Source organism: Cupriavidus sp. SK-3, assembly GCF_000611145.1.
Classification (GTDB): domain Bacteria; phylum Pseudomonadota; class Gammaproteobacteria; order Burkholderiales; family Burkholderiaceae; genus Cupriavidus.
This window is the reverse complement of record NZ_JFJV02000135.1, coordinates 1-24,676: the sequence shown is the minus strand read 5'-3', so window position 1 is coordinate 24,676 and position 24,676 is coordinate 1. Positions and strand designations below refer to the sequence as shown.

At 67.1% G+C, this 24,676-nt stretch carries 21 protein-coding genes and 1 pseudogene; 10 read left to right on the top strand and 12 right to left on the bottom strand.

The window, feature by feature from the left end; translation table 11 throughout:
- Nucleotides 1-163: 163 nt before the first annotated feature.
- From CF70_RS14375 to CF70_RS14365, 3 genes are all read left to right on the top strand, one after another.
- The gene (locus CF70_RS14375) at nucleotides 164-673 is read left to right on the top strand and encodes a MotA/TolQ/ExbB proton channel family protein (protein ID WP_035865554.1); all 510 of its coding nucleotides are present in this window, start codon (nucleotides 164-166) and stop codon (nucleotides 671-673) included.
- On the top strand, nucleotides 670-990 hold the full coding sequence (locus CF70_RS14370; protein ID WP_035865552.1) for a DUF2149 domain-containing protein: 321 nt from the start codon (nucleotides 670-672) through the stop codon (nucleotides 988-990). Before CF70_RS14375 ends, CF70_RS14370 begins: the two co-directional genes overlap by 4 nt.
- Nucleotides 991-1,057: 67 nt before the next feature.
- Nucleotides 1,058-1,939, top strand: a complete 882-nt coding sequence (locus CF70_RS14365; RefSeq protein WP_051648445.1) for a ChaN family lipoprotein — start codon at nucleotides 1,058-1,060, stop codon at nucleotides 1,937-1,939.
- Between the two features lie 14 nt (nucleotides 1,940-1,953).
- On the opposite strand, the gene CF70_RS14360 is transcribed toward CF70_RS14365, so the two are convergent.
- From CF70_RS14360 to CF70_RS14320, 9 genes are all read right to left on the bottom strand, one after another.
- The gene (locus CF70_RS14360) at nucleotides 1,954-3,438 is read right to left on the bottom strand and encodes a dihydrolipoyl dehydrogenase family protein (protein WP_035865709.1); all 1,485 of its coding nucleotides are present in this window, start codon (nucleotides 3,436-3,438) and stop codon (nucleotides 1,954-1,956) included.
- 83 nt (nucleotides 3,439-3,521) lie between these two features.
- Nucleotides 3,522-4,457, bottom strand: coding sequence for a patatin-like phospholipase family protein (locus tag CF70_RS14355; RefSeq protein WP_051648443.1), 936 nt, complete (start codon nucleotides 4,455-4,457; stop codon nucleotides 3,522-3,524).
- 42 nt (nucleotides 4,458-4,499) lie between these two features.
- A complete protein-coding gene (locus CF70_RS14350; protein WP_035865550.1) occupies nucleotides 4,500-4,928 on the bottom strand; it encodes a PaaI family thioesterase in 429 nt (142 codons plus the stop codon).
- A gap of 51 nt (nucleotides 4,929-4,979) precedes the next feature.
- Entirely contained in the window at nucleotides 4,980-6,038 is a 1,059-nt protein-coding gene (locus tag CF70_RS14345) for an AbrB family transcriptional regulator (protein WP_035865547.1), read from the bottom strand.
- A 154-nt stretch (nucleotides 6,039-6,192) separates the two neighbouring features.
- On the bottom strand, nucleotides 6,193-7,707 hold the full coding sequence (locus CF70_RS14340) for a tripartite tricarboxylate transporter permease (protein ID WP_035865545.1): 1,515 nt from the start codon (nucleotides 7,705-7,707) through the stop codon (nucleotides 6,193-6,195).
- Between the two features lie 13 nt (nucleotides 7,708-7,720).
- Nucleotides 7,721-8,194, bottom strand: a complete 474-nt coding sequence (locus tag CF70_RS14335) for a tripartite tricarboxylate transporter TctB family protein (RefSeq protein WP_035865703.1) — start codon at nucleotides 8,192-8,194, stop codon at nucleotides 7,721-7,723.
- A 250-nt stretch (nucleotides 8,195-8,444) separates the two neighbouring features.
- Nucleotides 8,445-9,413, bottom strand: coding sequence for a Bug family tripartite tricarboxylate transporter substrate binding protein (locus CF70_RS14330; protein ID WP_051648441.1), 969 nt, complete (start codon nucleotides 9,411-9,413; stop codon nucleotides 8,445-8,447).
- Nucleotides 9,414-9,785: 372 nt separating this feature from the next.
- Entirely contained in the window at nucleotides 9,786-11,255 is a 1,470-nt protein-coding gene (locus CF70_RS14325; RefSeq protein ID WP_035865542.1) for a sensor histidine kinase, read from the bottom strand.
- Nucleotides 11,255-11,929, bottom strand: a complete 675-nt coding sequence (locus CF70_RS14320; protein ID WP_035865540.1) for a response regulator — start codon at nucleotides 11,927-11,929, stop codon at nucleotides 11,255-11,257. The genes CF70_RS14325 and CF70_RS14320 overlap by 1 nt, the downstream gene beginning before the upstream one ends.
- A gap of 300 nt (nucleotides 11,930-12,229) precedes the next feature.
- Here CF70_RS14320 and CF70_RS14315 point away from each other — a divergent pair, with 300 nt between their 5' ends.
- The gene (locus tag CF70_RS14315; RefSeq protein WP_051648439.1) at nucleotides 12,230-13,372 is read left to right on the top strand and encodes an ABC transporter substrate-binding protein; all 1,143 of its coding nucleotides are present in this window, start codon (nucleotides 12,230-12,232) and stop codon (nucleotides 13,370-13,372) included.
- Between the two features lie 34 nt (nucleotides 13,373-13,406).
- Here the strand turns inward: CF70_RS14315 and CF70_RS14310 are convergent, their stop codons facing one another.
- A complete protein-coding gene (locus CF70_RS14310) occupies nucleotides 13,407-14,150 on the bottom strand; it encodes a TetR family transcriptional regulator (RefSeq protein ID WP_035865537.1) in 744 nt (247 codons plus the stop codon).
- A 434-nt stretch (nucleotides 14,151-14,584) separates the two neighbouring features.
- Here CF70_RS14310 and CF70_RS14305 point away from each other — a divergent pair, with 434 nt between their 5' ends.
- The 4 genes from CF70_RS14305 (at nucleotide 14,585) to CF70_RS14290 (ending at nucleotide 21,236) form a co-directional block, all read left to right on the top strand.
- Nucleotides 14,585-15,817 (top strand): efflux RND transporter periplasmic adaptor subunit, encoded by a 1,233-nt coding sequence (locus tag CF70_RS14305; RefSeq protein ID WP_035865533.1) that lies wholly within the window; start codon nucleotides 14,585-14,587, stop codon nucleotides 15,815-15,817.
- Nucleotides 15,818-15,847: 30 nt separating this feature from the next.
- Nucleotides 15,848-19,000, top strand: a complete 3,153-nt coding sequence (locus CF70_RS14300; protein ID WP_035865530.1) for an efflux RND transporter permease subunit — start codon at nucleotides 15,848-15,850, stop codon at nucleotides 18,998-19,000.
- Between the two features lie 2 nt (nucleotides 19,001-19,002).
- Nucleotides 19,003-20,481 (top strand): efflux transporter outer membrane subunit, encoded by a 1,479-nt coding sequence (locus tag CF70_RS14295; protein ID WP_035865527.1) that lies wholly within the window; start codon nucleotides 19,003-19,005, stop codon nucleotides 20,479-20,481.
- A gap of 296 nt (nucleotides 20,482-20,777) precedes the next feature.
- Nucleotides 20,778-21,236, top strand: a complete 459-nt coding sequence (locus CF70_RS14290) for a GNAT family N-acetyltransferase (RefSeq protein ID WP_035865523.1) — start codon at nucleotides 20,778-20,780, stop codon at nucleotides 21,234-21,236.
- 4 nt (nucleotides 21,237-21,240) lie between these two features.
- On the opposite strand, the gene CF70_RS14285 is transcribed toward CF70_RS14290, so the two are convergent.
- Nucleotides 21,241-22,404, bottom strand: a complete 1,164-nt coding sequence (locus tag CF70_RS14285; RefSeq protein WP_051648454.1) for a CapA family protein — start codon at nucleotides 22,402-22,404, stop codon at nucleotides 21,241-21,243.
- 232 nt (nucleotides 22,405-22,636) lie between these two features.
- Here CF70_RS14285 and CF70_RS14280 point away from each other — a divergent pair, with 232 nt between their 5' ends.
- Nucleotides 22,637-23,368: an MBL fold metallo-hydrolase gene (locus CF70_RS14280; RefSeq protein WP_035865692.1), complete on the top strand. Its 732-nt coding sequence runs from the start codon at nucleotides 22,637-22,639 to the stop codon at nucleotides 23,366-23,368.
- Nucleotides 23,369-23,399: 31 nt separating this feature from the next.
- On the opposite strand, the gene CF70_RS14275 is transcribed toward CF70_RS14280, so the two are convergent.
- Nucleotides 23,400-24,008: a glutathione S-transferase gene (locus CF70_RS14275; protein ID WP_035865520.1), complete on the bottom strand. Its 609-nt coding sequence runs from the start codon at nucleotides 24,006-24,008 to the stop codon at nucleotides 23,400-23,402.
- Nucleotides 24,009-24,162: 154 nt separating this feature from the next.
- Here CF70_RS14275 and CF70_RS14270 point away from each other — a divergent pair.
- Nucleotides 24,163-24,601 (top strand): annotated as a pseudogene (locus CF70_RS14270) (Lrp/AsnC family transcriptional regulator).
- Nucleotides 24,602-24,676: the final 75 nt, after the last annotated feature.

The following is a 24,676-nucleotide window of genomic DNA, read 5'->3' as shown; positions in this document are numbered from 1 at the left end:
GGGGGGGCGCAAGCCGCCCGCCGCGGCGCTCGTGCCGGTGCTGTCGTGGCTCGCCGCCGGCATCGCGCTGGCCGGGGCCGTGCTCGGCGGCGCCCTCAGCGCGCGGCGCCGCGCCAGCGCCGCACCACGCTTCCGGAATCCGACAAAACCCCACTGAGGCATCATGACCCCTACCCTGCTTGAAACCCTGATGTATGACGTCGGCCAGTTGTTCCTGTACCCGACGCTTGCCCTGATCGGGCTGCTGTTCCTCTACGCCTTCTGGGCGCTCGGCGAGTTCGCCATGCAAGGCTGGCAGCGCCGCCGCAACACGATCGAAACCGGCCGCGGCTACGTGCTGGTGGCGTATGCGCTGCGCCATCGCGTGAAGGACCCGGACACGCTCGACGTGACCGCGCACCGGTTGCTGGAGTGGCCGCGCATCGCCACGCGCGTGGCGCCCATGCTGGGGCTTGTAGCCACCATGATCCCGATGGGGCCGGCGCTGAAAGGCTTGTCGGGCGGCAACCTCGCCAACGTGGGCGAGAACCTCACCATCGCCTTTTCTGCCGTGATCCTCGCGCTGATCGCCGCCAGCATCACGTTCTGGGTGGTCAATGTGCGGCGCCGCTGGCTGGCCGAGGAACTGGTGTGGCTGGGCAAGCACCAGCCGCAGTGGGAGGTGGACGCATGAAGTTCCTGGAAGAAAGCGAAGCCGACGATCCCATCCTGTCCGTGGTCAACCTGATCGACGTGTTCCTGGTGGTGATCGCCGCATTGCTGGTGGCGATCGCGCAGAATCCGATGAACGCGTTCACGCATGCGGACGTCACCGTCATCACCAATCCCGGCAAGCCGAATATGGAGATCGTCTCCAAGCAGGGCGAGAAGGTCGTGCGCTACCAGGCGAGCGGACAAGTCGGCAGCGGGGATGGCACCAAGGCCGGCGTTGCCTATCGGCTGAAGGATGGCTCGATGGTCTATGTGCCGGAAGCGGCAACTCGGCAATAATAGGCAGGTCCGCGGCATGCCCGCGGACCACAGGCAAAAAACCGCAGAAACCAGGATTACCGCCGCCATGCAGACTCGCTCACGCCTTGCCATTGCCCGCGCCGCCGGCGTGGCGCTCGCCTCCGCTTTGCTTGCCGCGCTCGCCGGCTGCGCGGGTACGCCACCGGCCGCCGTGGCTGGCGACGTCGCGCACCAGTTCACCGGTAAAACCTACGTGCTGCTGGGCGAGGTCCACGACAACGCCGATGGCCAGAAGCGGCGCTTGCTTGCCTTGTCGAGCGCGCTCGAAGCGGGCTGGCGCCCGGCCATCGCAATGGAGCAGTTCGACCGCGAGCGCCAGCCCGATATCGACCGCGCCCGCCGCGAGCGCCCCGGTGACGCAGCGTATGTGGTGGCGCAGGCGGGCGCCAAGAACTGGCAGTGGGAGCTTTACACGCCGGTGGTGGCGCTGGCCTTGCGCTATGACCTGCCGCTGGTGGCGGCCAACCTGTCGCGGGCGGATGCGGGGCGCATCGTGCGCGGTGGGCTCGATGGCGTATTCGATGCGGCCGAGCGCAAGCGCCTCGGCCTTGCCGCGCCCTTGCCCCAAGACATCGTGACGGAACAGACCGCGGTGCTCGACCGCGGCCATTGCGGCAATTTCCCCAAGGCCATGCTGCCAGGCATGCTCGATGCCCAGGCCGCGCGCGATGCGGTGATGGCGGCCGCGATGCGCGAATACGCCGAACGCGGCGCGGTGCTGATCGCCGGCAACGGCCATGTGCGGCGCGACGTGGGCGCGCCGCGCTGGCTCGCCGCCGAGCCGGGCAGCATCTACAGCGTGGGCTACCTGGAGCAGGCCAGCGGCCACGAAATCGGCGCCTACGACCGCGTGGTGCTGGTGCCCGCGCACAAGCGGGCCGATCCGTGCGATGGCGCCAGGCCGGCGCAGGAAGCCGCGCCGGCCTGAGTCCGGGGGGGCGCTCAGCCGAACAGTTCCTCGGCCACGGTCGGATGCAACTGCACCGTGGTCTGCAGGTGCGACAGCCTCACTCCCAGCCGCAGCGCCACGGCGAACGCCTGCACGATTTCCGGCGCGGCGTTGTCCATCATGTGCGCGCCCAGCACGCGGCCGCTGCGCGCATTCACCACCAGCTTGACCATGGACGCCTGCTCGCTGCCGGCGAAGCGGTTCTCCAGCGAGACGAAGCGGCGCACCACGGTGTGGATGCGCTCCGGCTTGCCGGCCTCCTCGATGGCGGCCTGCTCGCTCAGGCCCACGCTGCCGATGGCCGGCTCGCAGAACACCGCGGTAGGCACCAGGTCGAAATCCGATCGGTCGCCGCGGCGGCCGAACAGGCGGTCCGCCAGCCAGCGGCCCTGCGCGCTGGCCACCGGTGTCAGGTGCAGGCCGTCGATGGCATCGCCGATGGCGTGGATCGCACGCACCTTGGTGCGGAACGAGCGGTCCACCTGGATGCCGCCCCGCTCGTCTTTCTGCACGCCAAGCGCCTCCAGGCCGAGCCCGTCCCAATGCGGGTCGCGCCCGATGGCAGCCAGCGCTGCCTGCGCGCGCACGGTCTGGATGCGGTCCTTGCCACCGTTGCCGGTGTTGCCATTGCCGCCATCGCCATGCTGCCGGTAGCACACATCGATGGCACCGTTGGCCTGGTTCAGCAGCGTTACCTCGGTATTGAAATGCAGCCGCACGCCCTTGGCGGCGAGTGCCTCGGCCAGTGCCTCGGCAACTTCACGGTCAAAGCGCGGCAGCAGGCGTTCCCCGCGCACCAGCATCTCCACCTTGACGCCGTAGCGCGACAGGATCGAGGCCTGTTCCACCGCCACGTAGCCGCCCCCGATCACCACCAGCGAAGCCGGCAGGCTTTGCCAGGTGAAGATGTCGTCGGAGGTGCAGGCGAGATCAAAGCCCGGCACCGGCAAGGCACGCGGCCGCGCGCCGGTGGCGATCAGGATGCGTTTCGCCTGGATGACCTCCGCGCCCACCTGCACCTGGTCCGGCGCGATCACCGTGGCATCGCCGCGCAGCAGTTCCACGCCGGCTTCCTGCAGGCGGTGCGTATAGGCCACGTGCAGCCGCGCCATCTCGGCGTTGACGCGCACGATGGCATCGCTCCAGTCCTCCTTGCCGCCGGTGTGCGACAGGCAGCCCGACAGGACGGCGGCCAGGCTGGCGCCATACGAGAGCATTTTCTTGGGAACGCAGCCGCGGTTGATGCAGGTGCCGCCGATGGCATCGCGCTCCACCAGCACCACGCGCGCGCCGTGCGAGGCCGCGCGCCGCGCCGCCGCCACTCCGCCCGAGCCGGCGCCGATCACCACGAAGTCCGCTTCACGCTGCGCGCCGGTCTTGCGCTTGCCGCGGCGGGGGACGTGCTCCACCGCTTGCTCGGATGTCGCCCTGCGCGCGCTGCGGCGCTCGGTCGTGGGTCTTGCCTGGCGTTTCGTCATCAATGCCTCCTGTTGCGGCGCGAAGGCCGCATTGCACATCGTGATGACGGAGCCGCTAGGGCGGCCGTCGCGCTGGTTGAACGCTACGCGGCGGTGCCAAGCTCCGTCTTCAGGACAGACGGCCATTCGCGCAGAAAGGTTTCCCCGTCGCGCCGGCCGAGATCGTAGGCACCGGTCATCGCGCCGGGCTGGGTGTAGTCCCAGCTCGAGATCGGTACCCGTTGCGAAGGTTGCAGGTAGAGCCGGCGCTGCGCGCCGTGTTGCAGAACAAAGCGCCGTGGACGCGGATAGAGCCGCGTCACCAGCACCAGTACGTCGCCGGGCGTTGCGTCGAGCGCGTCGACCGGCACGTTGTCGACCATGCCGCCATCGAGCACGGGCCGGCCGTCGCGCCGGAGCACCGGCGTGAAGGGGGGCGTCGAGGAAGATTGCAGCAACAGGTCGGCCAGTTGCTCGGGCGAGCCGCAGTCCTGCGCGCGCACGAACTCCGGATGGAAGCCCAGCTTGCGGCCCAGCCGCGGGTGCAGCGTCTTGAGCCAGTGCTTCTCGATGTTGTAGGCCACCAGGCCAGCCATGACCGCCAGCCGCGGACCGCTCCAGCGCGGGATATGGGCCACGCCGATGCGGATTTCCGGCGCCGCCTGCAAGCGCGCCAGGCGGCCCTCGCCGAAGATGCTCAGCAGCGCGGTGCGGTAGATCCCGTAGTGCGGGAACACGCGCTGCTTGTTCAGCAGGTTGCCCCAGTAGGCATTGCGCCGGTTGCCGGCAAGCACCTTGCGGTAGTACGCCATCACCTCGCGGGAGTCGTGCGTGTAGACCATGCAGGCCGTGGCGGCACCGGCGGAAATGCCCGTGATCACGCGCGGGCGCAGGCCCAGCTCGGGCGCCACCGTATCCCACCAGCCCGCCTGCCACCAGCAGCGGTTGCCGCCGCCGGCGAACACCACCTGGTCGAACGGAGAGGCTGCCGCGGCGGGCTGGACGGAAGCAGGAGCTACTGCGCTGCGGGGCTCATACATGGATTGCATGCAATTCAGTGATGGCTTCAGTGATGGCGCCGCTCACAGCAGCGCATAAGTGGTGGTGGCCTGCACGGCCAGCTTGCCGTCGGTGCCGGTCAGCTCGATTTCGCCGAACACCACGGTCTTGCCCAGACGCAGCACATTGGCGCGTACCAGCACGTCGCCGTCGATCACCGGGCGCATGAAGTTGGTTGTCAGCGTGACGGTGGTCATGGGGCGGAAGCCGCCCGCCGCGCTGGCGACCGCCACGATCATGGCGGTATCGGCGGCGGCCATCAGCACCTGGCCGCACACCACGCCACCCGCGTGGCGAAACGATTCGTCGAAAGGCAGGCGCAGTGTTACGCCCTGCGCATCAACGGCCTCGGCACGCAGGCCGAGCTGGCGCACCCACGGCGCCAGTACGCGTTGCAAGGTGCCGTCGATATCGGCAAGCGTCAGGCTGGATTCCGGCTTGGGTCTTGGCATTGACTCTGGCATGGCACTCCCGTTTGTCTGGGGTGGGGCCGGGCCAGGTTGCTATTCCGTCTCCTCCGGCGCGGCGCGATGTTTGAGCCAATGATACAGGGGGCCGGTGCACAGCACCACGAACGCCATCCGGATGACGTGGAAGGCCGTCACCAGCGGCACGCCCAGTTCCAGCACCTTGGCGGTGATGCACATCTCCGCGATGCCGCCGGGCGTGGTGCCGAGGATGGCGGTGGCCGGATGCACGCCGGACAGCGCCGACAGGGCCCAGCCGAACAGCGCGGAGAGCACCAGCGCGACCAGCGTGTACAGCGCCACGCCGGTGAGAAAGCGTGGCGCCGTGTGGAGGAAGTCGCGCGAGAAGCGCGCGCCCAGCGAGACACCGATCAGCAACTGGCCGGCGCGGCTCATCCAGGTGGGGATGGCCGACAGTTCCACGCCCGAGGCGGTCAGCACCGCTGCCGCCAGCAGCGTGCCGATCACGAAGGGATTGGGCAGGTTGAAGCGCTTGAGCACCAGCGCTGCGCTGACGGTGATCGCGATCAGCCCCAGCAGCCCCAGGTAGTCCACCGTGCGCGGACCGGGGATATAGGGATCGAGCCCGTGGATGCCGCCGTACTGGAACAGCGCGGGCACTGCCACCACCACCATCAGCACGCGCAGCGAATGCGCGGCGGCCACCTGGTCGATGCGCGCGCCGTTGCGTTCGGCCAGGTTTGCCATCTCCGAAGCGCCGCCGATGGCGGTGGAAAAGTACGCCGTCTTGAACGCCACGCCCGTGCTCCTGCGCAGCAGGAAGGCGCCGCCGCAGCCGAGCACCAGCGCGAACAGCGAACCCGCCACGATATACGGCAGGAACGCCAGCAGACGTTCCACCACGTCGGACGTGAAGTACAGCCCGAGCGAAGTCCCGATGGCCCACTGCCCCGCGTTGCGCGCCTGCGTGGGCGCGTGCAGGTCGGCGCCGCGCATGCGCGCGGTGGCCACCGCCAGCAGCGGGCCGATCATCCATGGCAGGGGCGTGTGAAGCAGCGTGCAGAGCAGCGCGGCGGCCAGGCCGAGCAGCAGCGTCAGCAGGACCGGACGCCAGCGGTGAAGAAGAGAGGGCATGTTGCAGCGGCCTGGCGCGCGGGCGCCGGCGCGGTGTTCTTGTGATGAAGCGGAATGTAGGGACAACAGCGCCGATGCGATGGCCTGCAACGGCGCCACAAACGAAAAGGCCCGGCACCCTGGAGTGCCGGGCCTTGCCCGCATTTTGCGCCAATCAACCGGTGGCGTCAGCCACTCCGCCGCGCGCCGAGCGCCGGGACAGCCAGCCCAGGATGCGCGGGATCAGCACCACCGCCACCGTCATGGCCAGGATGGTGGCCGAGATCGGCTGGGTCACGAAGATCGACCAGTCGCCCTGGCTGATCGACAGCGCGTTGCGCAACTGCTTCTCCGCGATCGGTCCCAGGATCATGCCAACGATCACCGGCGCGGTGGGGAAGTCGAAGCGGCGCATGGCCATGCCCAGCACGCCAATGGCAAACAGCAGCAGCAGGTCGAACCACGACTGGCGGATGCCGTAGGCGCCCAGGCCCGCGAAGATCAGGATGCCGCCGTACAGCAGCGGCGTGGGAATGCGCAGCATGCGCACCCACAGGCCGATGGCCGGCAGGTTCAGCACCAGCAGCATCACGTTGCCGATGTAGAGCGAAGCCAGCAGGCCCCACACCAGGTCGCCCGAGGTCTGGAACAGCATCGGGCCCGGCTGCAGGTTGTAGTTCTGGAACGCCGCCAGCAGGATCGCGGTGGTGTTCGAGGTCGGGATGCCCAGCGTGAGCAGCGGCGCCAGCGTGGCAGTCACCGCGGCGTTGTTGGCGGCCTCGGGGCCGGCCACGCCTTCGATCGCGCCTACCGTGCCGAACTCGCCCTTGTGCTTGGACAGCTTTTTCTCGGTGGCGTACGACAGGAAGGTCGGGATCTCAGCGCCGCCAGCCGGGATCAGGCCGAACGGGAAGCCGATGATGGTGCCGCGGATCCATGCCGGCACCGAGCGCTTCCAGTCCGACCTGGTCATCATGATCGAGCTGAGCCTGTTGAAGCTGCCGTCCGGCTGCGGGAAGAAGGCATTGAACAGCGCCTCGCCCACCGCGAACAGGCCCACCGCGACCACCACGATATCGATGCCGTCGTACAGTTCCTGCACGTTCATCGAGTAACGGGTCTGGCCCGACAGCGAATCCATGCCGATCAGGCCGATGCCCAGGCCAAGGAACAGGCTGGTCATGCCGCGCAGCAAGGACGAACCCAGCACCGCCGACACCGTGGTGAAGGCCAGCAGCATGATCATGAAGTACTCGCCGGGACCGAACTGCAGCGCCACGTCGGCCGCCACCGGCGCGAACATCGACAGCAGCACCGTGCCGATCGTGCCCGCCACGAACGAGCCGATGGCCGCGGTGGCCAGCGCCGGGCCGGCGCGGCCGCTCTTGGCCATCAGGTTGCCTTCCATCGCCGTGACCATGGTCGACGACTCGCCCGGCGTGTTCATCAGGATGGAGGTGGTGGAGCCGCCGTACATGGCGCCGTAGTAGATGCCGGCGAACATGATCAGCGCCGCGGTGGGTTCCACCTTGGCGGTCAGCGGCAGCAGCATCGCCACGGTCAGTGCCGGGCCGATGCCCGGCAGCACGCCGATGGCGGTGCCCAGGAAGCAGCCGACCAGGGCCCACATCAGGTTGATTGGCGTGATGGCGATGGCAAAGCCATGCATCAGCAGGTTGAGAGTATCCATGGATCAGCTCCGGTCAGAACCCGGCGACGGGCAGCAGCGGCAAATTGATGCCGAGCAGGAATTCAAACAGTGCCCACATCGGCAACGTAATGCACAGGCCAATCAGGCCATCGCGCAGGAAGCGCTTGCTGCCGTAGCCGCGTGCCACGCAGATCATCAGCAGGGTCGACGCCAGCACGAATCCGAGCGTGCCGATCAGCGCCATATTGGCCACCAGCCCGGCAGCCACCCACAGGAAGCCACGGAAGTTATGCGGTGCGGAGGGCAGCTCGGCGTCTTCCTCGGGCATATTGCGAAAGCCGCCGCGAATGCCCTGCCAGGTCAGCGCCGCGCCGCACACGGCCAGGCCGATGGCGACCAGCGTCGGCATGAAGCGCGGCGACAGGCCGGCATAGCCTTCGTCGCCGGAGATGCCCGACAGGCCGACGAAATAGAAAACGGAGAGTAGCAATACGGCTATGCCGATCGCCAGGTGCGAGGGTTTCATGATGTGAAGTGGCTCCTTCATGCGGCGCCTGCGGTCGTGTTGGCCGACCCTTGGCTTGCCGCGGTTTGTCGTCCCCGCTTAAGGCGGGGGCCCGGCGATTTGTAGTTTGGTTTTTGGGTATCGCAGGTGGACACCGGACCCCCGCCAGCTGCATGCGCACCGGGCGTTATGGTGCGCCGCAGGCAGGGCCGACAGGTAAAACGTTCGAACAGTGAAGCAATGAAGCAATGAAGCGGTAAGACCGGGCTGCTTACTTCGCCACGCCCAGTTCACGCAGCGTGCTGCCCAGGCGGGCCGACTCGCTGTCCACGAACTTGCCGAACTCGTCGCCGGTCAGCAGGAACGGGGTCCAGTCGTTCTTGGTCAGGGTTTCCTTCCACAGCGGCGTCTCGGTCGCCTTCACCACCGCATCCACCAGCGCCTTGCGTTGCTCGGCGGTGATGCCGGGCGCGCCATACACGCCGCGCCAGTTGTAGATCTCCACGTTGATGCCCTGCTCTTTCAGGGTCGGGATATCGGCGGTGCGTTCCTTGGAGGTCACTGCCAGCGCGCGCATCTTGCCGCTCTTGATAAAGGGCAGGAACTCGGACACGCCGGCAATGCCCACCGTCACGTGGCCGCCCAGGATCGAGGCCGAGGCTTCGCCGCCGCCCTGGAACGGCACGTAGTTGATCTTCTTCGGGTCCACGCCGCTTTCCTTGGCCACCAGGCCCGCCAGGATGTGGTCGATCGAACCCTTGGAGCCGCCGCCCCAGCTGACGCTGCCCGGGTTGGCCTTGAGTTGCGTGGTGAGGTCCTTGATGGACTTCAGCGGCGAGCTGGCCGGCACCGTGATCACCATGGTGTCGGCGAACAGGCGAGCGATCGGGGTTGCGTTCTTCAGCGTGACCGGCGGCTTGTTGGTTTCGATCGCGCCCACCATCACCGCGCCGGTGACGATCATCGCGTTCGGGTTGCCCTTGTCGGTATTGACGAACTGCGTCAGGCCGATGGTGCCGCCCGCGCCGCCCTTGTTGTCGTAGGAGGCCGTCTTGGCCACGCCGGCGGCAACCAGCGCCGCGCCCAGCGAGCGGCCGGTCTGGTCGAAGCCGCCGCCCGGGTTGGCGCCGATCATGAACTTCACGCTGTCGAGCGCGAACGCGGGCGCGGCAGCCACGCTGGCGGTGATCGCGGCCGAAGCCATGACGACGTGGGCAAAGCGATGAATCGAACGACGCATTACGGTCTCCTGTTCTTTTTCAGAGGATTGCCGGTGAACGGTTGCCGGTGATGCTGGCGAGGACCGACCCGGAGGTGTCCGGCTGGCGGTGAAGCTGGCTGTCGGGGGGCGGGAGAGTCGTGCGGTGCGCCGGCGCTGCCTGCGTTGAGCGGCCGGCTTGGCGTTGTCTCCTGTCCCCGGCAGCGCTTGCATGCCGGACTTGTTCTTTGGTTTTCTGACATGGTCTGGCCGATACGGCGGCCATGGCGCGATTCTAGGGGGTGGAAACTGTCAAAAGGCTGTCAATTTGTCAGGGAATGGGGTGGGGTTTACGTGGGGGTGGATGTATGGACATTTGGTTTTTTTGGACTTTTTGGTCTTTCTGGCGCCGTCTCACTCCCCGATCGGCAGCGCCAGCACCGCCCGAACCCCTTTGCCCTGCACCGCAACTCCCAGCTCCACCGTCCCCCCGAACCGCGCGGCCATCTCGCGGGAAATCGCCAGTCCCAGGCCGGAGCCCGGCTCGACATTCCCGACCCGCCGGTAGAACCGCGCAAATACCTTTTCGCGCTCCTCGGCGGGAATGCCCGGCCCATCGTCCTCCACCACCAGGCAGGCGCTATCCGCGAAACGCGCGGCGGAAAGCGTGATCCGGCTGCCGCGCGGCGAATACTGGATCGCGTTGTGGACAAGATTGGCGAAAGCCTCGCGCAGCAGCGCGGCGTCGGCCCGTACCGGCAGCACCAGCCCCTGCGGCCGCTCCCAGCCAAAGTCCTGCTGCTTGCCGCGCGCCAGCGGCAAGTAGTCCAGCGCCACCTGCTCTGCCACGGCCACGGCATCGATCAGGTCCGGCGGCTCGGCGTCGCCAGGTGTGTCGCTCCCCGGGTGTTGCCGTACCCGCGCCAGCGCCAGCAGCTGGTTGGTCAGGCGCGCGGCCTGCTCCAGCTGCGTGACGATGCCGCCTACCGCCTCCCCGGCGGCATCCCGCGCTTGCGCGGGATCCGCGCTGGCGCAGAGCTGGCGCTGCGCGAACTCGGCTTGCGTCTTGAGGATGGCCAGCGGCGTGCGCAACTGGTGGGCCGCGTCGGCAATGAACTGCGCCTGGGCCTGCGTCATCGCGTCGGAGCGCGAGACATGCAGGTTGACGGCGTCCACCAGGGGGCGGACTTCCATCGGCACGTGGTCGAAGGCCAGCGGCGTCAGGTCGCCGGCGGAACGCGCCTGCACATCGTCGCGCACGCGGGCCAGCGGGCGCAGCACATAGGTGATGCCGGCCACCAGGATGCCGGCGCTGACCAGGATCAGGAGCACGCCGCGCGCCAGCGCGCCGCGCCACACGGTGGCGATGAGTTCGAAGCGCGGCTCGGCGGTTTCCGCCACCTGCACGATGACGCGCATATGCGCGTTGGGCCGGTACACCGGATGCGCAAGCACGGCAATGCGCACCGGGTCGCCGCGATAGTCGGCGTCGTAGAAACGCGGCTGGTTGCTGGCGACCTCCCCCTTGGGCAGCGGCAGGTCGTCATAGCCGGTGACGGTTTCGATCTGGCCGTTGCGCTCCAGCGAAACGCGGTAGAAGACATGGGTCTGCGCCGCGGTCTCGAACATCTCCATGGCGGCGTCCGGCAGCGCGATCTGCACGCTTTCGCCGGCCATGCCGATGGCGTTGTCGATGGCGCGCACCGAGCCGTACAGCGAGCGGTCGTAGGCGGCGTTGGCGGCGTCGCGCAGCGTGCCGTAGGTCAGCCAGGTGTCGAGCGCCATCATTGCCGCCAGCGCGGGCACCAGCAGCAACAGCAACTGGCGGCGCAGGCTGCCCTGCAGCCAGCGCCGCAGCCAGTGCCGTGGCAGGCGGCGCAGCATCAGGGCTGACCTTCCGGTTCCAGCAGGTAGCCGAAGCCGCGCAGCGTGACGATGGTCACGCCGTGGCCGGAGAGCTTCTTGCGCAGCCGGTAGACCAGCACTTCGATGGCGTCCGGGCTGACGTCGGCGTCGAGCGAGAACACCTTGTCGAGCAGTTGCGCCTTGGTGAGCGGCTGGCCGCTCTTTGCCAGCAGCGCGCCCAGCAGGGTCGACTCGCGCGGCGTCAGCGCCAGCGGCGCGCCAGCCAGCGTGAAGCTGCGGGTCTCGCCGTCGAATACCAGCGTGCCGCATTGCAGGCGCGGGTGGGCACGCCCCCGGCTGCGCCGGATCAGCGCCAGGATGCGGGCTTCGAGTTCGGCAATGGCGAAGGGCTTGGGCAGGTAGTCGTCGGCGCCGAGGTTGAGGCCGCGCACGCGCTCGTCGAGCGTGTCCTGCGCGGTCAGGATCAGCACCGGCGTGCGGTCGTCGCGCCCGCGCATGGACTTGAGCACGGCCAGGCCGTCCTTGCCGGGCAGGCGCAGGTCCAGCACCACCACATCGTATTCCTCGGCCATCAGGCGCGCCTCGGCCTGCAGGCCGTCGGCCACGTGCTCGATCACGAAGCCGCCTTGCTCGAGTGCGCGCGCCACCCAGCGCGCCAGTTCAATCTCGTCTTCCACCAGCAACAAGCGCACGGCGGTCCTCCCCTGCTCGATAAGCGTCCGTTTCAAGAAATGCGTTTCGCGGCGCTGCCAAGCCTGGCAACGCCGCGCCCGCCGCGGGGACACGCCGCGGGCGCCTATAATACCTCCGCCCCGGGCCGCGCGCGGCGAGCGTGCCATGGCCCTTTCCAGCCACCGATGTCAGCACCGATGGTTCCTGCCTTGCGCAAGCTGCCCCCTTTCCTGTCCCCCTGCCTGTCCCCTCACCTGTCCCAGCCGCCCGTACAGCCGCCGGCTTTGCCTTCGCTCCCGGCGGCGTCCGCTGTCGCCGGCATGCCGGCAAGCTGGAAGCGGCGCCGCGTGCTGGCCAGCGCCGCCGCGCTGGGTGCCGGGCTAAGCGGCGGCGCGCGCGCCCAGGCCGGCCCGCCGGTGCCGGCCGGCTACCCGGCGGGCTATGGCGAGATCATTGCGCGGGCGCTGCAGGAGGGCATGGTCAATGTGCATGCTTCCACCGACGTGGAGATCGCGCGGCCGCTGGTGGCAGCGTTCGAGGCGCGTTACCCCGGCCTCAAGGTGCGCTACCAGGATCTGAATACGCTGGAGCTGAACGATCGTTTCCTGACGGAGAGCGCGCGCCTGGGCGCGGGGCAGGCGGCCGGGCCGGACTATGCCGACGTGCTGTGGAGCACGGCGATGGACCTGCAGATCAAGCTGGTCAACGATGGCCATGCCTTGCGCTACGCCTCGCCGGAGCGCGCCGGCCTGCCGGCCTGGGCGGCATGGCGCGACGAAGCCTGGGGCACCACCTTCGAGCCCGCCGTGATCGTCTACAACCGCCGCCATTTCGCCGGCATGCAAGTGCCGAAAAGCCGCACCGGCCTGGCGCGCCTGCTGCAGGAGAACACGCCGCGCTGGCGCCAGCGGGTAGTGACCTACGATGTGGAGAAGTCAGGCGTGGGTTATCTGCTGGCGCAGCAGGACGCACGCATGGGCGACGAGTTCTGGTATCTGGCCCAGGCCCTGGGCCGCTGCGGCGTGCAGTTGTCGGCATCGACCGCGAGCATGATCGAGCGCATCGCCACCGGTGAATTCGTGATGGGTTACAACCTGCTCGGCTCCTACGCGCTCTCGCTGATGGAGCGCGGCGCCGAAATCGATGTGATTGCCCCGCGCGACTACACGCTGGTCATGTCGCGCGTGGCGTTTATCGCGCGCCGCGCGCCGCATCCCAACGCGGCGCGGCTATGGCTGGATTTCCTGCTCTCGCGCGCTGGCCAGACCCTGCTCGGGCAGACTGCCTCGCAGCTCTACACGATCCGTACCGATACCGACAGCGAGCACACCGCCGCGGCGCTGGCCGAGCGGCTGGGCTACGCGCTCAAGCCGATCAGCGTGGGCCCCGGCCTGCTGGCGGCGCAGGATACGCTGCGCAAACGGACCTTCCTGGCGCGCTGGCGCGACGCCGTGCGCGGCTGAGCGGCCGCTTGCGATGGCCGATTGCGATGGCCGCTTACGATTTCCCGGCCAGCTTCTGCGCGGTCAGGGCGGTTTGCGCTTTCTGTGCCTCCTGGCACATCGAGTCCACTTCCGCCTGGAGTTCCGGGACGGGGCGCGGCACATAGCCTATGCGCAGGGCCGGCGATAGCCTGAGGGTGTCGATGAAGGCGTCCGACACCCGCTCGGCATTGGCCTCCAGATCGAAATCATCGGGCGCGAACAGCCAGTGCGACAGCATGCCGCCGATGGAGGCGTGGAACACATTGACGGCCAGGTCCAGGTCCAGGTCGGCCGGCAACTGCCCGCGCTCCACGGCCATGCGCAGATGCTCCCGCATCTTCACCGTGCCTTCCTGGTGCGACTGGCGCTGCCGCTCGAAGATGGCGCCGTTGTCCTCCACCATTTCGCACTTGTGGAACACGATCTCGAACACGCGCCGCCATTGCGGGTTTTCCACGGTCTGGCGCAGCACAAAGGCGCAGATGTCGCGGATGCTGCCCAGCGGGTCTTCCTGGCTCGCGATGCGTTCCGGTTCGCACAGTGCTTCGAGCGGCAGGTGGACGCGGTCGGACATGGCGGCGAAAACGTCGCTCTTGTTCTTGAAATGCCAGTAGATGGCGCCGCGCGTCACGCCGGCCGCCTCGGCGATATCGGCTAGCGAGGGACGGGCAACGCCGCGGGCGTGAAAGACCGCCTCGGCCGCGTCGAGAATGCGATGGCGTGTTTCAAGCGCCTCTTCCTTGGTGCGTCTGACCATGATGTTCTCTGATGCCGGCCACGAAGGACCGGTCTGGTTCTGTCTCCCTGAATGCAGGGGTGGGGTCCGCCTGTGCACTGTGCGCGCCATGCCGGTACGTGAGGACCGGAGTGCGGGGTGGTTATCGCCGCATTGCAACAAGTGCTTACATACATGCTTGAATGTATATATAATACGCGTTCGCCTGACTTTCGGCCAGTCCATCGGACGAGCGGCACCGCAGCGCCCTCCTTCATTTCGCGGTGCCATGTCGGCATGTCGTTACTAATTTGCAACCGTTCGTCGCAAGCGTCACGCCAGCGTTGCCAATTGTGGCTAGCATCAAACTTTTTGCCCGCTTTCCGGCGCTTTGCAGGACGGCGGGCCGCGCCGTATCCGGACACGACACCGGGAACTCATGCGGCCGATCTCAAATTGCCATCATGGGGTTATCGATGAGGAAGTCCCAACGTATCACTTGCGTTGCCGCCGCTGTTTTGTCGGCGCTCGCGCTCTCCGCCTGTGGCGACAAGAAGCCGCAGGGCGGCGCCATGCCGCCGCCGGAAGTGGGTGTCGTCACCGTCACGCCCACCACCGTTTCCGTCATCAACGAACTGCCTGGCCGCCTGGAAGGCGTGCGTACCGCCGAAGTGCGGGCGCGGGTCGCAGGTATCGTGCTGTCCCGCAACTATAGCGAAGGCGGCGAGGTGAAGGCTGGCCAGCTGCTGTTCAAGATCGACCCTGCGCCCTACCAGGCCCAACTCGAATCGGCCAAGGCCAGCCTTGCCCGTGCCGAGGCCAATGCCGTGGCGGCGCGCCAGAAGGCCGAGCGCTACAAACCACTGGTCGCCGTCAATGCGGTGAGCAAGCAGGAATATGACGAAGCCGTGGCCGCCGCCGGCCAGGCCACCGCCGACATCGCCTCGGCCAAGGCCGCCGTCTCCACCGCCCAGATCAATCTCGGCTACACGGCCGTGACCGCGCCCATCAGTGGCCGCGTGGGCCGTGCGCTGGTGACGGAAGGCGCGCTGGTAGGCAGCGGCGAAGCCACCAAGCTGACCACGGTCGAGCAAGTGGACCCGATCTGGGTCACCTTCACCCAGCCCGCCAGCGAAGTGATGAAGCTGCGCCGTTCCATCGAGAGCGGCCAGGTCAAGGGCGTCGACGGCGGCGCGCGCGTCCATCTGTTTATCGAGGATGGCCGCGAGTACGCGCAAACCGGCAAGCTGCTGTTCTCGGACATGACGGTCGACCCGACCACCGGCGCCATCACGCTGCGCGCGCAATTCTCCAATCCCAAGCGGGAACTGCTGTCGGGCACCTTCGTGCGCGTCAAGATCGAGCAGGGCGTGGACGAGAACGCGCTGACCGTGCCGCAGCGCGCACTGATCCGCACCGGCCAGGGCGCATCGGTGCTGGTGGTCGGCGGCGACGGCAACGTGGCTTCGGTGCCGGTCAAGGCACCCCAGGCGATCGGCGAGAACTGGATCGTCACCGAAGGCCTCAAGGGTGGCGAGAAGGTGATCGTCGAGGGCTTGCAGAAGGTCAAGGTCGGCGCGCCCGCCAGGGCGGTGCCGTTTGTCTCGAAGACCGCCGCCGCTTCGGCGCCTGCCGCGCAGCCTGCCGCCGGCGGCGCTTCGGCTCCTGCCGCGGTGACCGCTGACAAGACCGACGCCAAGCAGGGCTAATCACAGCGCAAAACGAAGGGAGCCAGTTTTATGGCCAAGTTTTTTATTGACCGGCCGGTGTTCGCGTGGGTGCTCGCGCTGATCATCGTGCTGGGGGGCCTGCTGTCGGTCGTGCAACTGCCGATTGCCCAGTACCCCAACATCGCGCCGCCGACGATCTCGGTGACGGCGACCTATCCGGGCGCATCCGCCAAGACGCTTGAAGACTCGGTCACTTCGGTGATCGAGCAAGAGCTCAACGGCATTCCCGGGTTGCTTTACTACAACTCCACCAGCGAAGCCACCGGCCTGTCGACGATCACGATCGCCTTCCAGCCGGGCTCCAACATCGACCTGAACTCGGTCGAAGTGCAGAACCGCCTCAAGCGCGTGGAAGCGCGCCTGCCGGCGGAGGTGCGCCAGCAGGGCGTGCGCGTGGACAAGGCCGGGAACAACTACATGATGTTCCTGACGGTCTCGTCCAAGTCCGGGCAGGCCGATGCGATCCAGCTGGGTAACTACGTCTCGGCCAGCCTGATCGATTCGATCCGCCGCGTGCCGGGCGTCGGCCAGGCCGACCTGTTCGGTACCGAGTACGCCATGCGCATCTGGGTGGACCCGGCCAAGCTGACCGGCTACAACCTTACGCCGCAAGACGTGACCGCTGCCATCTCGGAGCAGAACGTGCAGGTCGCCGTGGGTGAGCTTGGCGGCACGCCGTCGCCCCAGGGTACGGAGCTCAACGCCACTGTCACCACGGAAAGCCGTCTCAGCACGCCGGAGCAGTTCGCCAACATCCTGTTGCGCACGAACCCGGACGGCTCCTCGGTGCGCGTCAAGGACGTCGGCCGCGTCGAGCTCGGCGGTGCCGACTACTCCACGCTGGCCCGTACCAACGGCAAGCCGTCGGCGGCCATCGCCATCAAGCTGGCCCCGAGCGGCAACGCGCTGGCCACCGCCACCGCGGTGCGCGCCAAGATGGAAGAACTGTCCAAGTTCTTCCCTGCCGACTACCAGTACTCGGTGCCTTACGACACCTCGGCCTTCGTCAAGATCTCGATCGAGGAAGTGATCAAGACCCTGGTCGAAGCCGTGGTGCTGGTGTTCCTGGTGATGTACCTGTTCCTGCAGAACATGCGCGCCACCATCATCCCCACGGTGGTGGTGCCGGTGGCCCTGCTGGGCACCACGGGCATGCTGCTGGCATTCGGCTTCTCCATCAACGTGCTGACGATGTTCGGCATGGTGCTGGCGATCGGTATCCTGGTGGACGATGCCATCGTGGTGGTGGAAAACGTCGAGCGGATCATGAGCGAGGAAGGACTCTCGCCACGTGACGCCACGCGCAAGGCCATGGGCCAGATCACCGGCGCCATCGTCGGCATCACGCTGGTGCTGACCGCCGTGTTCATCCCGATGGCGTTCTTCTCGGGTTCGGTGGGTAACATCTATCGCCAGTTCTCGCTGTCGCTGATCTCGTCGATCGCGTTCTCGGCGCTGCTGGCGCTGACGCTCACCCCGGCGCTGTGCGCGACGCTGCTCAAGCCGGTCGAGGCCGGGCATCATCACGAGAAGAAGGGTTTCTTCGGCTGGTTCAACCGCACCTTCGCGCGCGCCGCCACTGGCTACCAGGGCACGGTGGCACGCATCCTGAAGCGTGGCGGCCGCTACCTGATCATCTACGCCCTCATCGTCGTCGGCATGGTGGTGCTGTTCAAGCGCCTGCCTTCGTCCTTCCTCCCCGAGGAAGACCAGGGCTACATGATCACGGTGGTGCAGCTGCCCAACGGTGCCACGCAGGAGCGCACCATCGGCGTGCTCAAGCAGATCGAGGACTACTACCTGCAGAAGGAATCCAAGGTGGTGGACCAGATGATCACCGTGGCTGGCTTCTCCTTCTTCGGCCGCGGCCAGAACGGCGGTATCGCGTTCGTGCGCCTGAAGGACTGGAAGGAGCGCTCGGGTGCCAACGAGACCGCGCAGGCATTGGTTGGCCGGGCGTTCGGTGCGCTGTCCTTCATCAAGGACGCCATCATCTTCCCGCTGAACCCGCCGGCGATTTCCGAGCTCGGTAACTCCTCGGGCTTTGACTTCCGCCTGCAGGACCGCACCGGCCAGGGTCACACCAAGCTGATGGAAGCACGCAACATGATGCTCGGCATGGCCGCGAAGAATCCTGCGCTGGTGGGCGTACGCCCCGAAGGCCAGGAAGACGCGCCGCAGCTGCAGATCGACATCGACCGCGAGAAGGCGCGCACGCTGGGCGTTTCGGTTGCCAACATCAACTCGACGCTGGCCATCGCGTTCGGCTCCGCCTACGTGAACGACTTCATCTACGAAGGCCGTGTACGCAAGGTGATTGCCCAGGCCGAAGGCAGCGACCGCAAGCTGCCCGACGACCTGACCAAGCTGCGCGTGAAGAACAAGAATGGCGACATGGTTGCGTTCGCCGCCTTTGCCACTTCCAAGTGGATCATGGGCTCGCCGCGCCTGGAGCGTTACAACGGCCTGCCGGCAGTGAAGATCGCTGGCCAGGCCGCACCGGGGCGCAGTACCGGCGAAGCCATGAAAATCATGGAAGAGAACTTCGCCAAGCTGCCGCCGGGCTTCGGCTTCGAGTGGTCCGGCCAGTCCTATGAGGAACGCCTGGCCGGTTCGCAGGAACCGATGCTGTACACGCTGTCGCTGATCATTGTGTTCCTGTGCCTGGCCGCGCTCTATGAGAGCTGGTCGATCCCGGTCGCGGTGCTGCTGGTGGTGCCGCTGGGCGTGCTCGGCGCGCTGCTGGGCGTGACCCTGCGCGGCATGCCCAACGACGTGTACTTCAAGGTGGGGCTGATCGCGACCATCGGCTTGTCGGCGAAGAACGCCATCCTGATCGTGGAATTCGCCAAGGATCTGCAGGCGCAGGGCCGCAGCGTCATCGACGCCACGCTCGAAGCCGTGCACTTGCGGTTCCGCCCGATCCTGATGACTTCGATGGCCTTTATCCTGGGCGTGCTGCCGCTGGCGATCGCCACCGGCGCGGGCTCGGGTGGCCAGCGCGCCATCGGTACCAGCGTGATCGGCGGCATGATCACCGCCACGGTGCTGGCGATTTTCCTGGTGCCGGTGTTCTTCGTGGTGATCCGCAGCCGTTTCAAGGGCAGCAAGCGCGAGCATATGCTGGACCAGCAGCGGCTCGAACCCAAAGAGGGAATCTGACAATGACAAAGACACTGACCACGCTGTTGCTGGTGGCGGGCGTCCTCTCGGGTTGCACACTGGCACCCGTTTATGAGCGCCCGGCCCCGCCGGTGGCCACGCACTATCCGGACGCGCCGGAAGGGTACGCGGCCGCCGAGGTGAAGACCGGCGAAAGCCGCCATGCGAGCGAGATCGGCTGGCGCGAGTTCTTCCGCGATCCGCGCCTGCAAACGCTGATCGCCACCTCGCTGGAAAACAACCGCGACCTGCGTACCGCCGCGCTGCGCATCGAGGAAGCGCGCGCGCTGTACCAGGTGCAGCGCTCGGACCTGCTGCCGACGCTCAACGCTACGGCCGGCTGGACGCGCCAGGGGTTCGCGCGTGCGCAGTCGGCCACGGGCAATTCCTATATCGTCGACTACTACCAGGCGGGCGGGTCGATCGCCTCGTACGAGCTCGACTTCTTTGGCCGCGTGCGCAGCCTTACCAACGCCGCGCTGTCGCAGTACTTCGCTACCGAAGAGGCGCATCGTTCCGCGCAGATCTCGCTGGTCTCGGAAGTTGCCAAGGCCTACCTGTCCGAGCGCTCCTTCGCCGAGCAGTATGAACTGGCGCAGAACACGCTGAAGACACGCGAGTACACGCTGAACCTGGCCAAGCAGCGCTTCGAAGCAGGCGCCACCTCGGCGCTGGACCTGCGCGACAACGAATCGCTGGTGGCGCAGGCCCGGGTCTCCGCGGCGCAGCTGGCACGCCAGCGCGCGCAGGCGCAGAACGCGCTCGAAGTGCTGGTGGGCAAGCCGCTGGGCACCATCGGGAACCTGCCCGAAGCGATGCGCCTGTCGGACGAACGCATCATCAGCGACATCCCGGCAGGGCTGCCGTCGGACCTGCTCGAGCAGCGTCCCGATATCCGCCAGGCCGAGCAGCAGTTGCTCTCCGCCAACGCCAATATCGGCGCGGCGCGCGCGGCCTTCTTCCCGCGCATCACGTTGACTGCCAATGCTGGCGCGATCAGCCCGGTCTTCTCGAACCTGTTCGATGCCGGCACCGGTGCGTGGTCGTTCGCGCCGCAACTGGTGCTGCCGATCTTCGATTACGGCCGCAACCTGTCCAACCTGGACCTGACCAAGGCCCGCAAGAACATCCAGATCGCCAACTACGAGAAGACCATCCAGACGGCCTTCGCGGAAGTGGCGGATGCACTGGTGGCGCGCGGCACGCTGGAAGATCAGGTCACAAGCCAGGCGCAGGTGCGCGACGCCGAGGCGGCGCGCTTCGAGTTGTCGACGCAGCGTTTCCGCAGCGGCATTTCCAGCCAGCTCGACCAGCTCGACGCGCAGCGCCAGCTGTTCACCGCCGAGCAGAACCTGATCCAGGCGCGGCAACTGCGCCTGAACAACGCCATCGACCTGTACCGCTCGCTTGGCGGCGGCCTGAGCGAGACCGGTCCGGTGGCTTCGGCAGACGGCATCAAGCCAGCAGTGACGACGCAGTAAGACGGACAGCTTTCGTCCTGCCATCCGGCGCGTGCTTGCCGGATGGCCTCAAAGCGAAGCGCCTTTGGTGCTTCGCTTTTTTTCTTCGTGGTGACCCGAATCCACTCTGGCGCGTCGCCAGTGCAAATCCGGATCCATGGCGAGCCATGATGCATGCCGGTCGCAGCGAGCGTTCACGCTGCCGGTGCGGAGAATTTTCGAATCGCGGAGCGTGCGTTAGGATAGCGCTGGCGCGGCCTGGACAATATCTTGCCGCGCGCACTTCTCTCCAACCCGCTACCCGAAGGAAGCCGTCCATGGAAGTCCGCCCGCTTGGTGTCGACGATGTCGAACTGGTCTGCCGCCATCGCGAGGAAATGTTCCGCGAGGCCGGCCGCGACAATGACATTCTCCAGACCATGACCCGGCAGTTCCGGCCGTGGCTGGAGCCGCGCCTGCGCGATGGCAGCTATTTTGGATTCGTGCTGGAGGATCAGGGCCAGCCCGTGGCCGGCATCGGCCTGATGGCGATCGACTGGCCGCCGCATCCGTCCCATCCCACCCAGGACAAGCGCGGCTACGTGCTCAACGTGTATGTGGACAAGACATACCGCAAACAGGGGCTGGGGCGCAGGCTGATGCAGCTGGCCGAGGATGAATTCGCCAGGCGCGAGGTCCAGTTCGCCATCCTGCATGCCACGGAGATGGGCCGCTCCTTGTATGTGGCGCTGGGCTGGCATGCGACCAGCGAGATGGCCAAGGCCGTTCGCGCGTAGCGCGCTAGCCGTTCCAGCGCAACGCCAGCGTATCGTCCGCTGCGCGGATCACATGCGTGCCCTGCTTGCCGCCTTCCTGATCGAGCGCGGCGTGCAGCCATGCCACGCCCTCCTCCGGCGCGCGGTGCAGGCGGAAATGACGGATCTGCATCGGCACGGCGGACAGCGCGCGCAATGCGCCGGTCGCGGCGTCCACTAGCGGGAAGTACATCAATGCCAGGTCAGGCCGGTAAGTCTGGTGGCCGCCGATGCCTTCGTAGTCGTTGAGGAAGTCTCCGCAGCCATAGAGAACCAGGCGCTCGCGGTAGACCTCGATGCCTTTCACATGATGTGACGAATGCCCGTACACGATGTCGGCGCCGCCAGCATCGATCAGCCGGTGCGCGAAGGCCCGCTCCTGATGGGAAATATCGAGCCCCCAATTGCCACCCCAATGCAGCGACACCACCAGGATGTCGCCCGCGCACCGTATCGCCGCTGTCTGGCCGGCAACCCGATCGGCGGCGCGCGCCGAGATGTCCGGCAGGAAACTTACGCCGGCGCGGCCTGCTGCCGCGGCCCAGTCCGCCGGCACGCCGCTGGTCGCGGTGGCATAGGCAAACACGAGAACCCTTCCGCCTCGCGCGAGCCGGATCACAGCGGGCGCGGCGGCCTGCGTTTCGTCGCGTCCGGCGCCGGCGGTAAGCAAGCCGGCGCCGCGCAAGACGGCCAGGGTTTCGTCGAGCCCGGCGCATCCCCAGTCCAGCACGTGGTTGTTCGCGAGCACGCAGCAATCCAGCCGCGCGCTGGTAAGGCACGGCACATTGGCGGGGTGCATGCGGTAGTGGATGCCCTTGCCCGGCTGCGCATCCTCGCAGGTGGTGACCGCGGTTTCCAGGTTGACGATGCGCGCATCCGGCTGGAAGTGATCGAGCACCGCGAGCGCGTCGCCCCAGGGATAGGCATGGTCAACGGGCCGCTGCATCGGGCCTGTCGCGCGCTCCGCCAGCTCGACATAGCCGATTGCCGAACGTACCCAGCGCTCGTACAGGTGCGGCCTGCCCGGGTGCGGCAGGATCTGGTCGATGCCGCGGCCGGTCATCACGTCGCCGCACAGGAACAAGCGCACGCAGGCACCGCAGCCGGCCGGAGCCGCGTTGCCCGAGGTTGTCCCGCTGACGTCATTCATCATGCACTTCCGTCTGCACTTCCGTCTTCCAGGCTGGCGCGGATACGCGATTACCCGCTCGCGAGATCGCCGCCATTCCCATTTTGCGCCGGTGCGCGGAAAAATGCGCCGGCAGCAGATGTGCATCCCGGCAGGCAAAAGGAGGCGTGCCAGCGGTGTTTCAATGCCTAGAATGAAGCAGGCCGGCACCGACGGCCGGGCCCCGCGCCCCGACGATCTCCAGGAGACAACGATGACTGTCACCAATGCCCTGTCGGGTACCAATGTCCATGAAATCGCAGACGGGATCTACCGGATCAATACCCCGGTCACCATCGACGGCGGTCCCGGCGGCTTTTCTTTCAACCAGTACCTGATCCTTGATGACGAGCCGCTGTTGTTCCACACAGGGCCGCGCAAGATGTTCCCGCTGGTGCGCGAAGCCCTGGCCAGCGTGATGGCGCCAGACCGGCTGCGCCATATTTCCTTTTCGCACGTGGAGGCCGACGAATGCGGCTCGCTCAATGACTGGCTGGCCGCGGCGCCCCAGGCATCGCCGCTGTGCGGCAGCATTGCGGCAATGGTGTCCATCAACGACCTGGCCGACCGGCCCGCGCAGGGCCTGGCGGACGGGCAAGCCGTAGCGCTTGGCCGCCATACCGTGCGCTGGCTCGAGACGCCGCATCTGCCGCATGCCTGGGAGTGCGGGTTCCTGATGGAAGAGCGCACCGGCACGCTGCTCTGCGGCGACTTGTTCACCCAGGGCGGTTCCGGCCTTCCCCCTCTCACCGACGCCGATATCCTGGGGCCCAGCGAAGCGTTCCGGCGCGGCATGGATTATTTCTCACACACGCCGAACGCAGGCGCCATGCTTGAGCGCATGGCGCTGCTCGAACCCACGACCCTGGCCTGCATGCATGGCAGTGCCTGGCGGGGCGACGGCGCCGGCTTGTTGCGCGCGCTTGCGCAGGCGTTGGCGCACTGATTGACCGGCCGGCTGGCCGGCGCGGAAGGGGTCACGTCTGCGGCGTGTCCTTGAACGCGGCCAGCCGTTCCGCGGCGGCGCTGAACGATGCGAGCGCCGGGTACGCGCGCGCATCGACGGATTCCGGCAGCATCATCCGCGTGAAGCTCCACGCCACGGCGGTGGTCACGTCGGCTTGCGTGAGCAAGCGCTCGTCCGGCGGAAGCGCTGCGCCCGCCAGCTCCGCTTCCAGTGCCGAGTACGCCGCGAGCAACTGGCCTTGCACGCGCCCGATCCACGGTTCGTGCTGCTTTTCCGCCGGCCGCAGGTTCCGCTCGTAGACGATCTGCACCGTCTTTTCGCAGGCGGCCAGCGCCAGCCCGGTCATGCGCAGCGCATGCTGGCGCCGGCCGGGATCCGCTGGCATCAGGCTGCGCCCGGCCAGCGTTTCGGCGTAGTCGAGGATCAGGCCGGATTCCATCAGCACCACGCCGTTGTCGCAAACCAGCGTGGGCGCCTTCACCACGGGATTGATTGCGTGGAATTCCGCGAACGTGCTGAACACCGAGACCGGCTTGTGTTCGAACGGCAAATCCAGCAGCCGCAGCGAGATGGCGACGCGGCGCACATAGGGGGAATCGAGCATGCCTACGAGTTGCATATTGCCTCCGGAAGGGAATGGGGCTCTGCATCGAGCCGGGCGTGTTCCAGCATAATCGCGGCATGCCATTGCGAGACATGGGAAGGCATTGGAAAACAGCGCGGCGCACCGATGAGTCATCGGCGGCGCGCGCCGGGCGTCAGGGGAGCGCTGGATGGAGCTGGACAAGAAAGACCGACTGATTCTCGAAGCCTTGCAGGCCGACGCGCGCCAGAGCCTGGCGGCGCTCGGCAAGCGCATCGGGCTGTCGCAGCCGGCCATGAGCGAGCGGGTGCGCAAGCTGGAGGACGCGGGGGTGATCGAGGGATATGGGGCGAGGGTGAACTTGCGGGCGGCTGCAGGCAATCATCCATATCGAGACCACGCATGCTTATATCCAGAAGTATGTGAGGCTCTTTGAGAGTATGCCGGAGGTGCTGAGTGCCGATCGTGTGACCGGCGAGCATTGCTTTATTGTGCGTTGTGCGATTGCTGATCCCAGTGAGCTGGAGCGGGTGGTGGATGCGTTGGCGGTGCATGGGGCGGTGACTACGTCGTTGGTGTTGTCGAGTCCGGTGCGGAAGGTGGTGACGATTGGGGGGGTGGGGAAGTGAGGTGGCTTTGGCTGCTGAACTTCAGAGGCTTCAAAGGCGTAAAAGCTTAAAGGCTTAAAGTCAAAGGCGGTTTCA

Coding starts and splice junctions, on each gene's coding strand:
- CF70_RS14355 (WP_051648443.1), bottom strand. CDS start 4,457: ATGTATGAGCCCCGCAGCGCAGTAGCTCCTGCTTCCGTCCAGCCCGCC.
- CF70_RS14300 (WP_035865530.1), top strand. CDS start 15,848: ATGGCCAAGTTTTTTATTGACCGGCCGGTGTTCGCGTGGGTGCTCGCG.
- CF70_RS14295 (WP_035865527.1), top strand. CDS start 19,003: ATGACAAAGACACTGACCACGCTGTTGCTGGTGGCGGGCGTCCTCTCG.
- CF70_RS14280 (WP_035865692.1), top strand. CDS start 22,637: ATGACTGTCACCAATGCCCTGTCGGGTACCAATGTCCATGAAATCGCA.
- CF70_RS14370 (WP_035865552.1), top strand. CDS start 670: ATGAAGTTCCTGGAAGAAAGCGAAGCCGACGATCCCATCCTGTCCGTG.
- CF70_RS14345 (WP_035865547.1), bottom strand. CDS start 6,038: ATGCCCTCTCTTCTTCACCGCTGGCGTCCGGTCCTGCTGACGCTGCTG.
- CF70_RS14290 (WP_035865523.1), top strand. CDS start 20,778: ATGGAAGTCCGCCCGCTTGGTGTCGACGATGTCGAACTGGTCTGCCGC.
- CF70_RS14325 (WP_035865542.1), bottom strand. CDS start 11,255: ATGCTGCGCCGCCTGCCACGGCACTGGCTGCGGCGCTGGCTGCAGGGC.
- CF70_RS14335 (WP_035865703.1), bottom strand. CDS start 8,194: ATGAAACCCTCGCACCTGGCGATCGGCATAGCCGTATTGCTACTCTCC.
- CF70_RS14375 (WP_035865554.1), top strand. CDS start 164: ATGACCCCTACCCTGCTTGAAACCCTGATGTATGACGTCGGCCAGTTG.
- CF70_RS14340 (WP_035865545.1), bottom strand. CDS start 7,707: ATGGATACTCTCAACCTGCTGATGCATGGCTTTGCCATCGCCATCACG.
- CF70_RS14350 (WP_035865550.1), bottom strand. CDS start 4,928: ATGCCAAGACCCAAGCCGGAATCCAGCCTGACGCTTGCCGATATCGAC.
- CF70_RS14305 (WP_035865533.1), top strand. CDS start 14,585: ATGAGGAAGTCCCAACGTATCACTTGCGTTGCCGCCGCTGTTTTGTCG.
- CF70_RS14285 (WP_051648454.1), bottom strand. CDS start 22,404: ATGAATGACGTCAGCGGGACAACCTCGGGCAACGCGGCTCCGGCCGGC.
- CF70_RS14310 (WP_035865537.1), bottom strand. CDS start 14,150: ATGGTCAGACGCACCAAGGAAGAGGCGCTTGAAACACGCCATCGCATT.
- CF70_RS14360 (WP_035865709.1), bottom strand. CDS start 3,438: ATGACGAAACGCCAGGCAAGACCCACGACCGAGCGCCGCAGCGCGCGC.
- CF70_RS14330 (WP_051648441.1), bottom strand. CDS start 9,413: ATGCGTCGTTCGATTCATCGCTTTGCCCACGTCGTCATGGCTTCGGCC.
- CF70_RS14275 (WP_035865520.1), bottom strand. CDS start 24,008: ATGCAACTCGTAGGCATGCTCGATTCCCCCTATGTGCGCCGCGTCGCC.
- CF70_RS14315 (WP_051648439.1), top strand. CDS start 12,230: ATGCCGGCAAGCTGGAAGCGGCGCCGCGTGCTGGCCAGCGCCGCCGCG.
- CF70_RS14365 (WP_051648445.1), top strand. CDS start 1,058: ATGCAGACTCGCTCACGCCTTGCCATTGCCCGCGCCGCCGGCGTGGCG.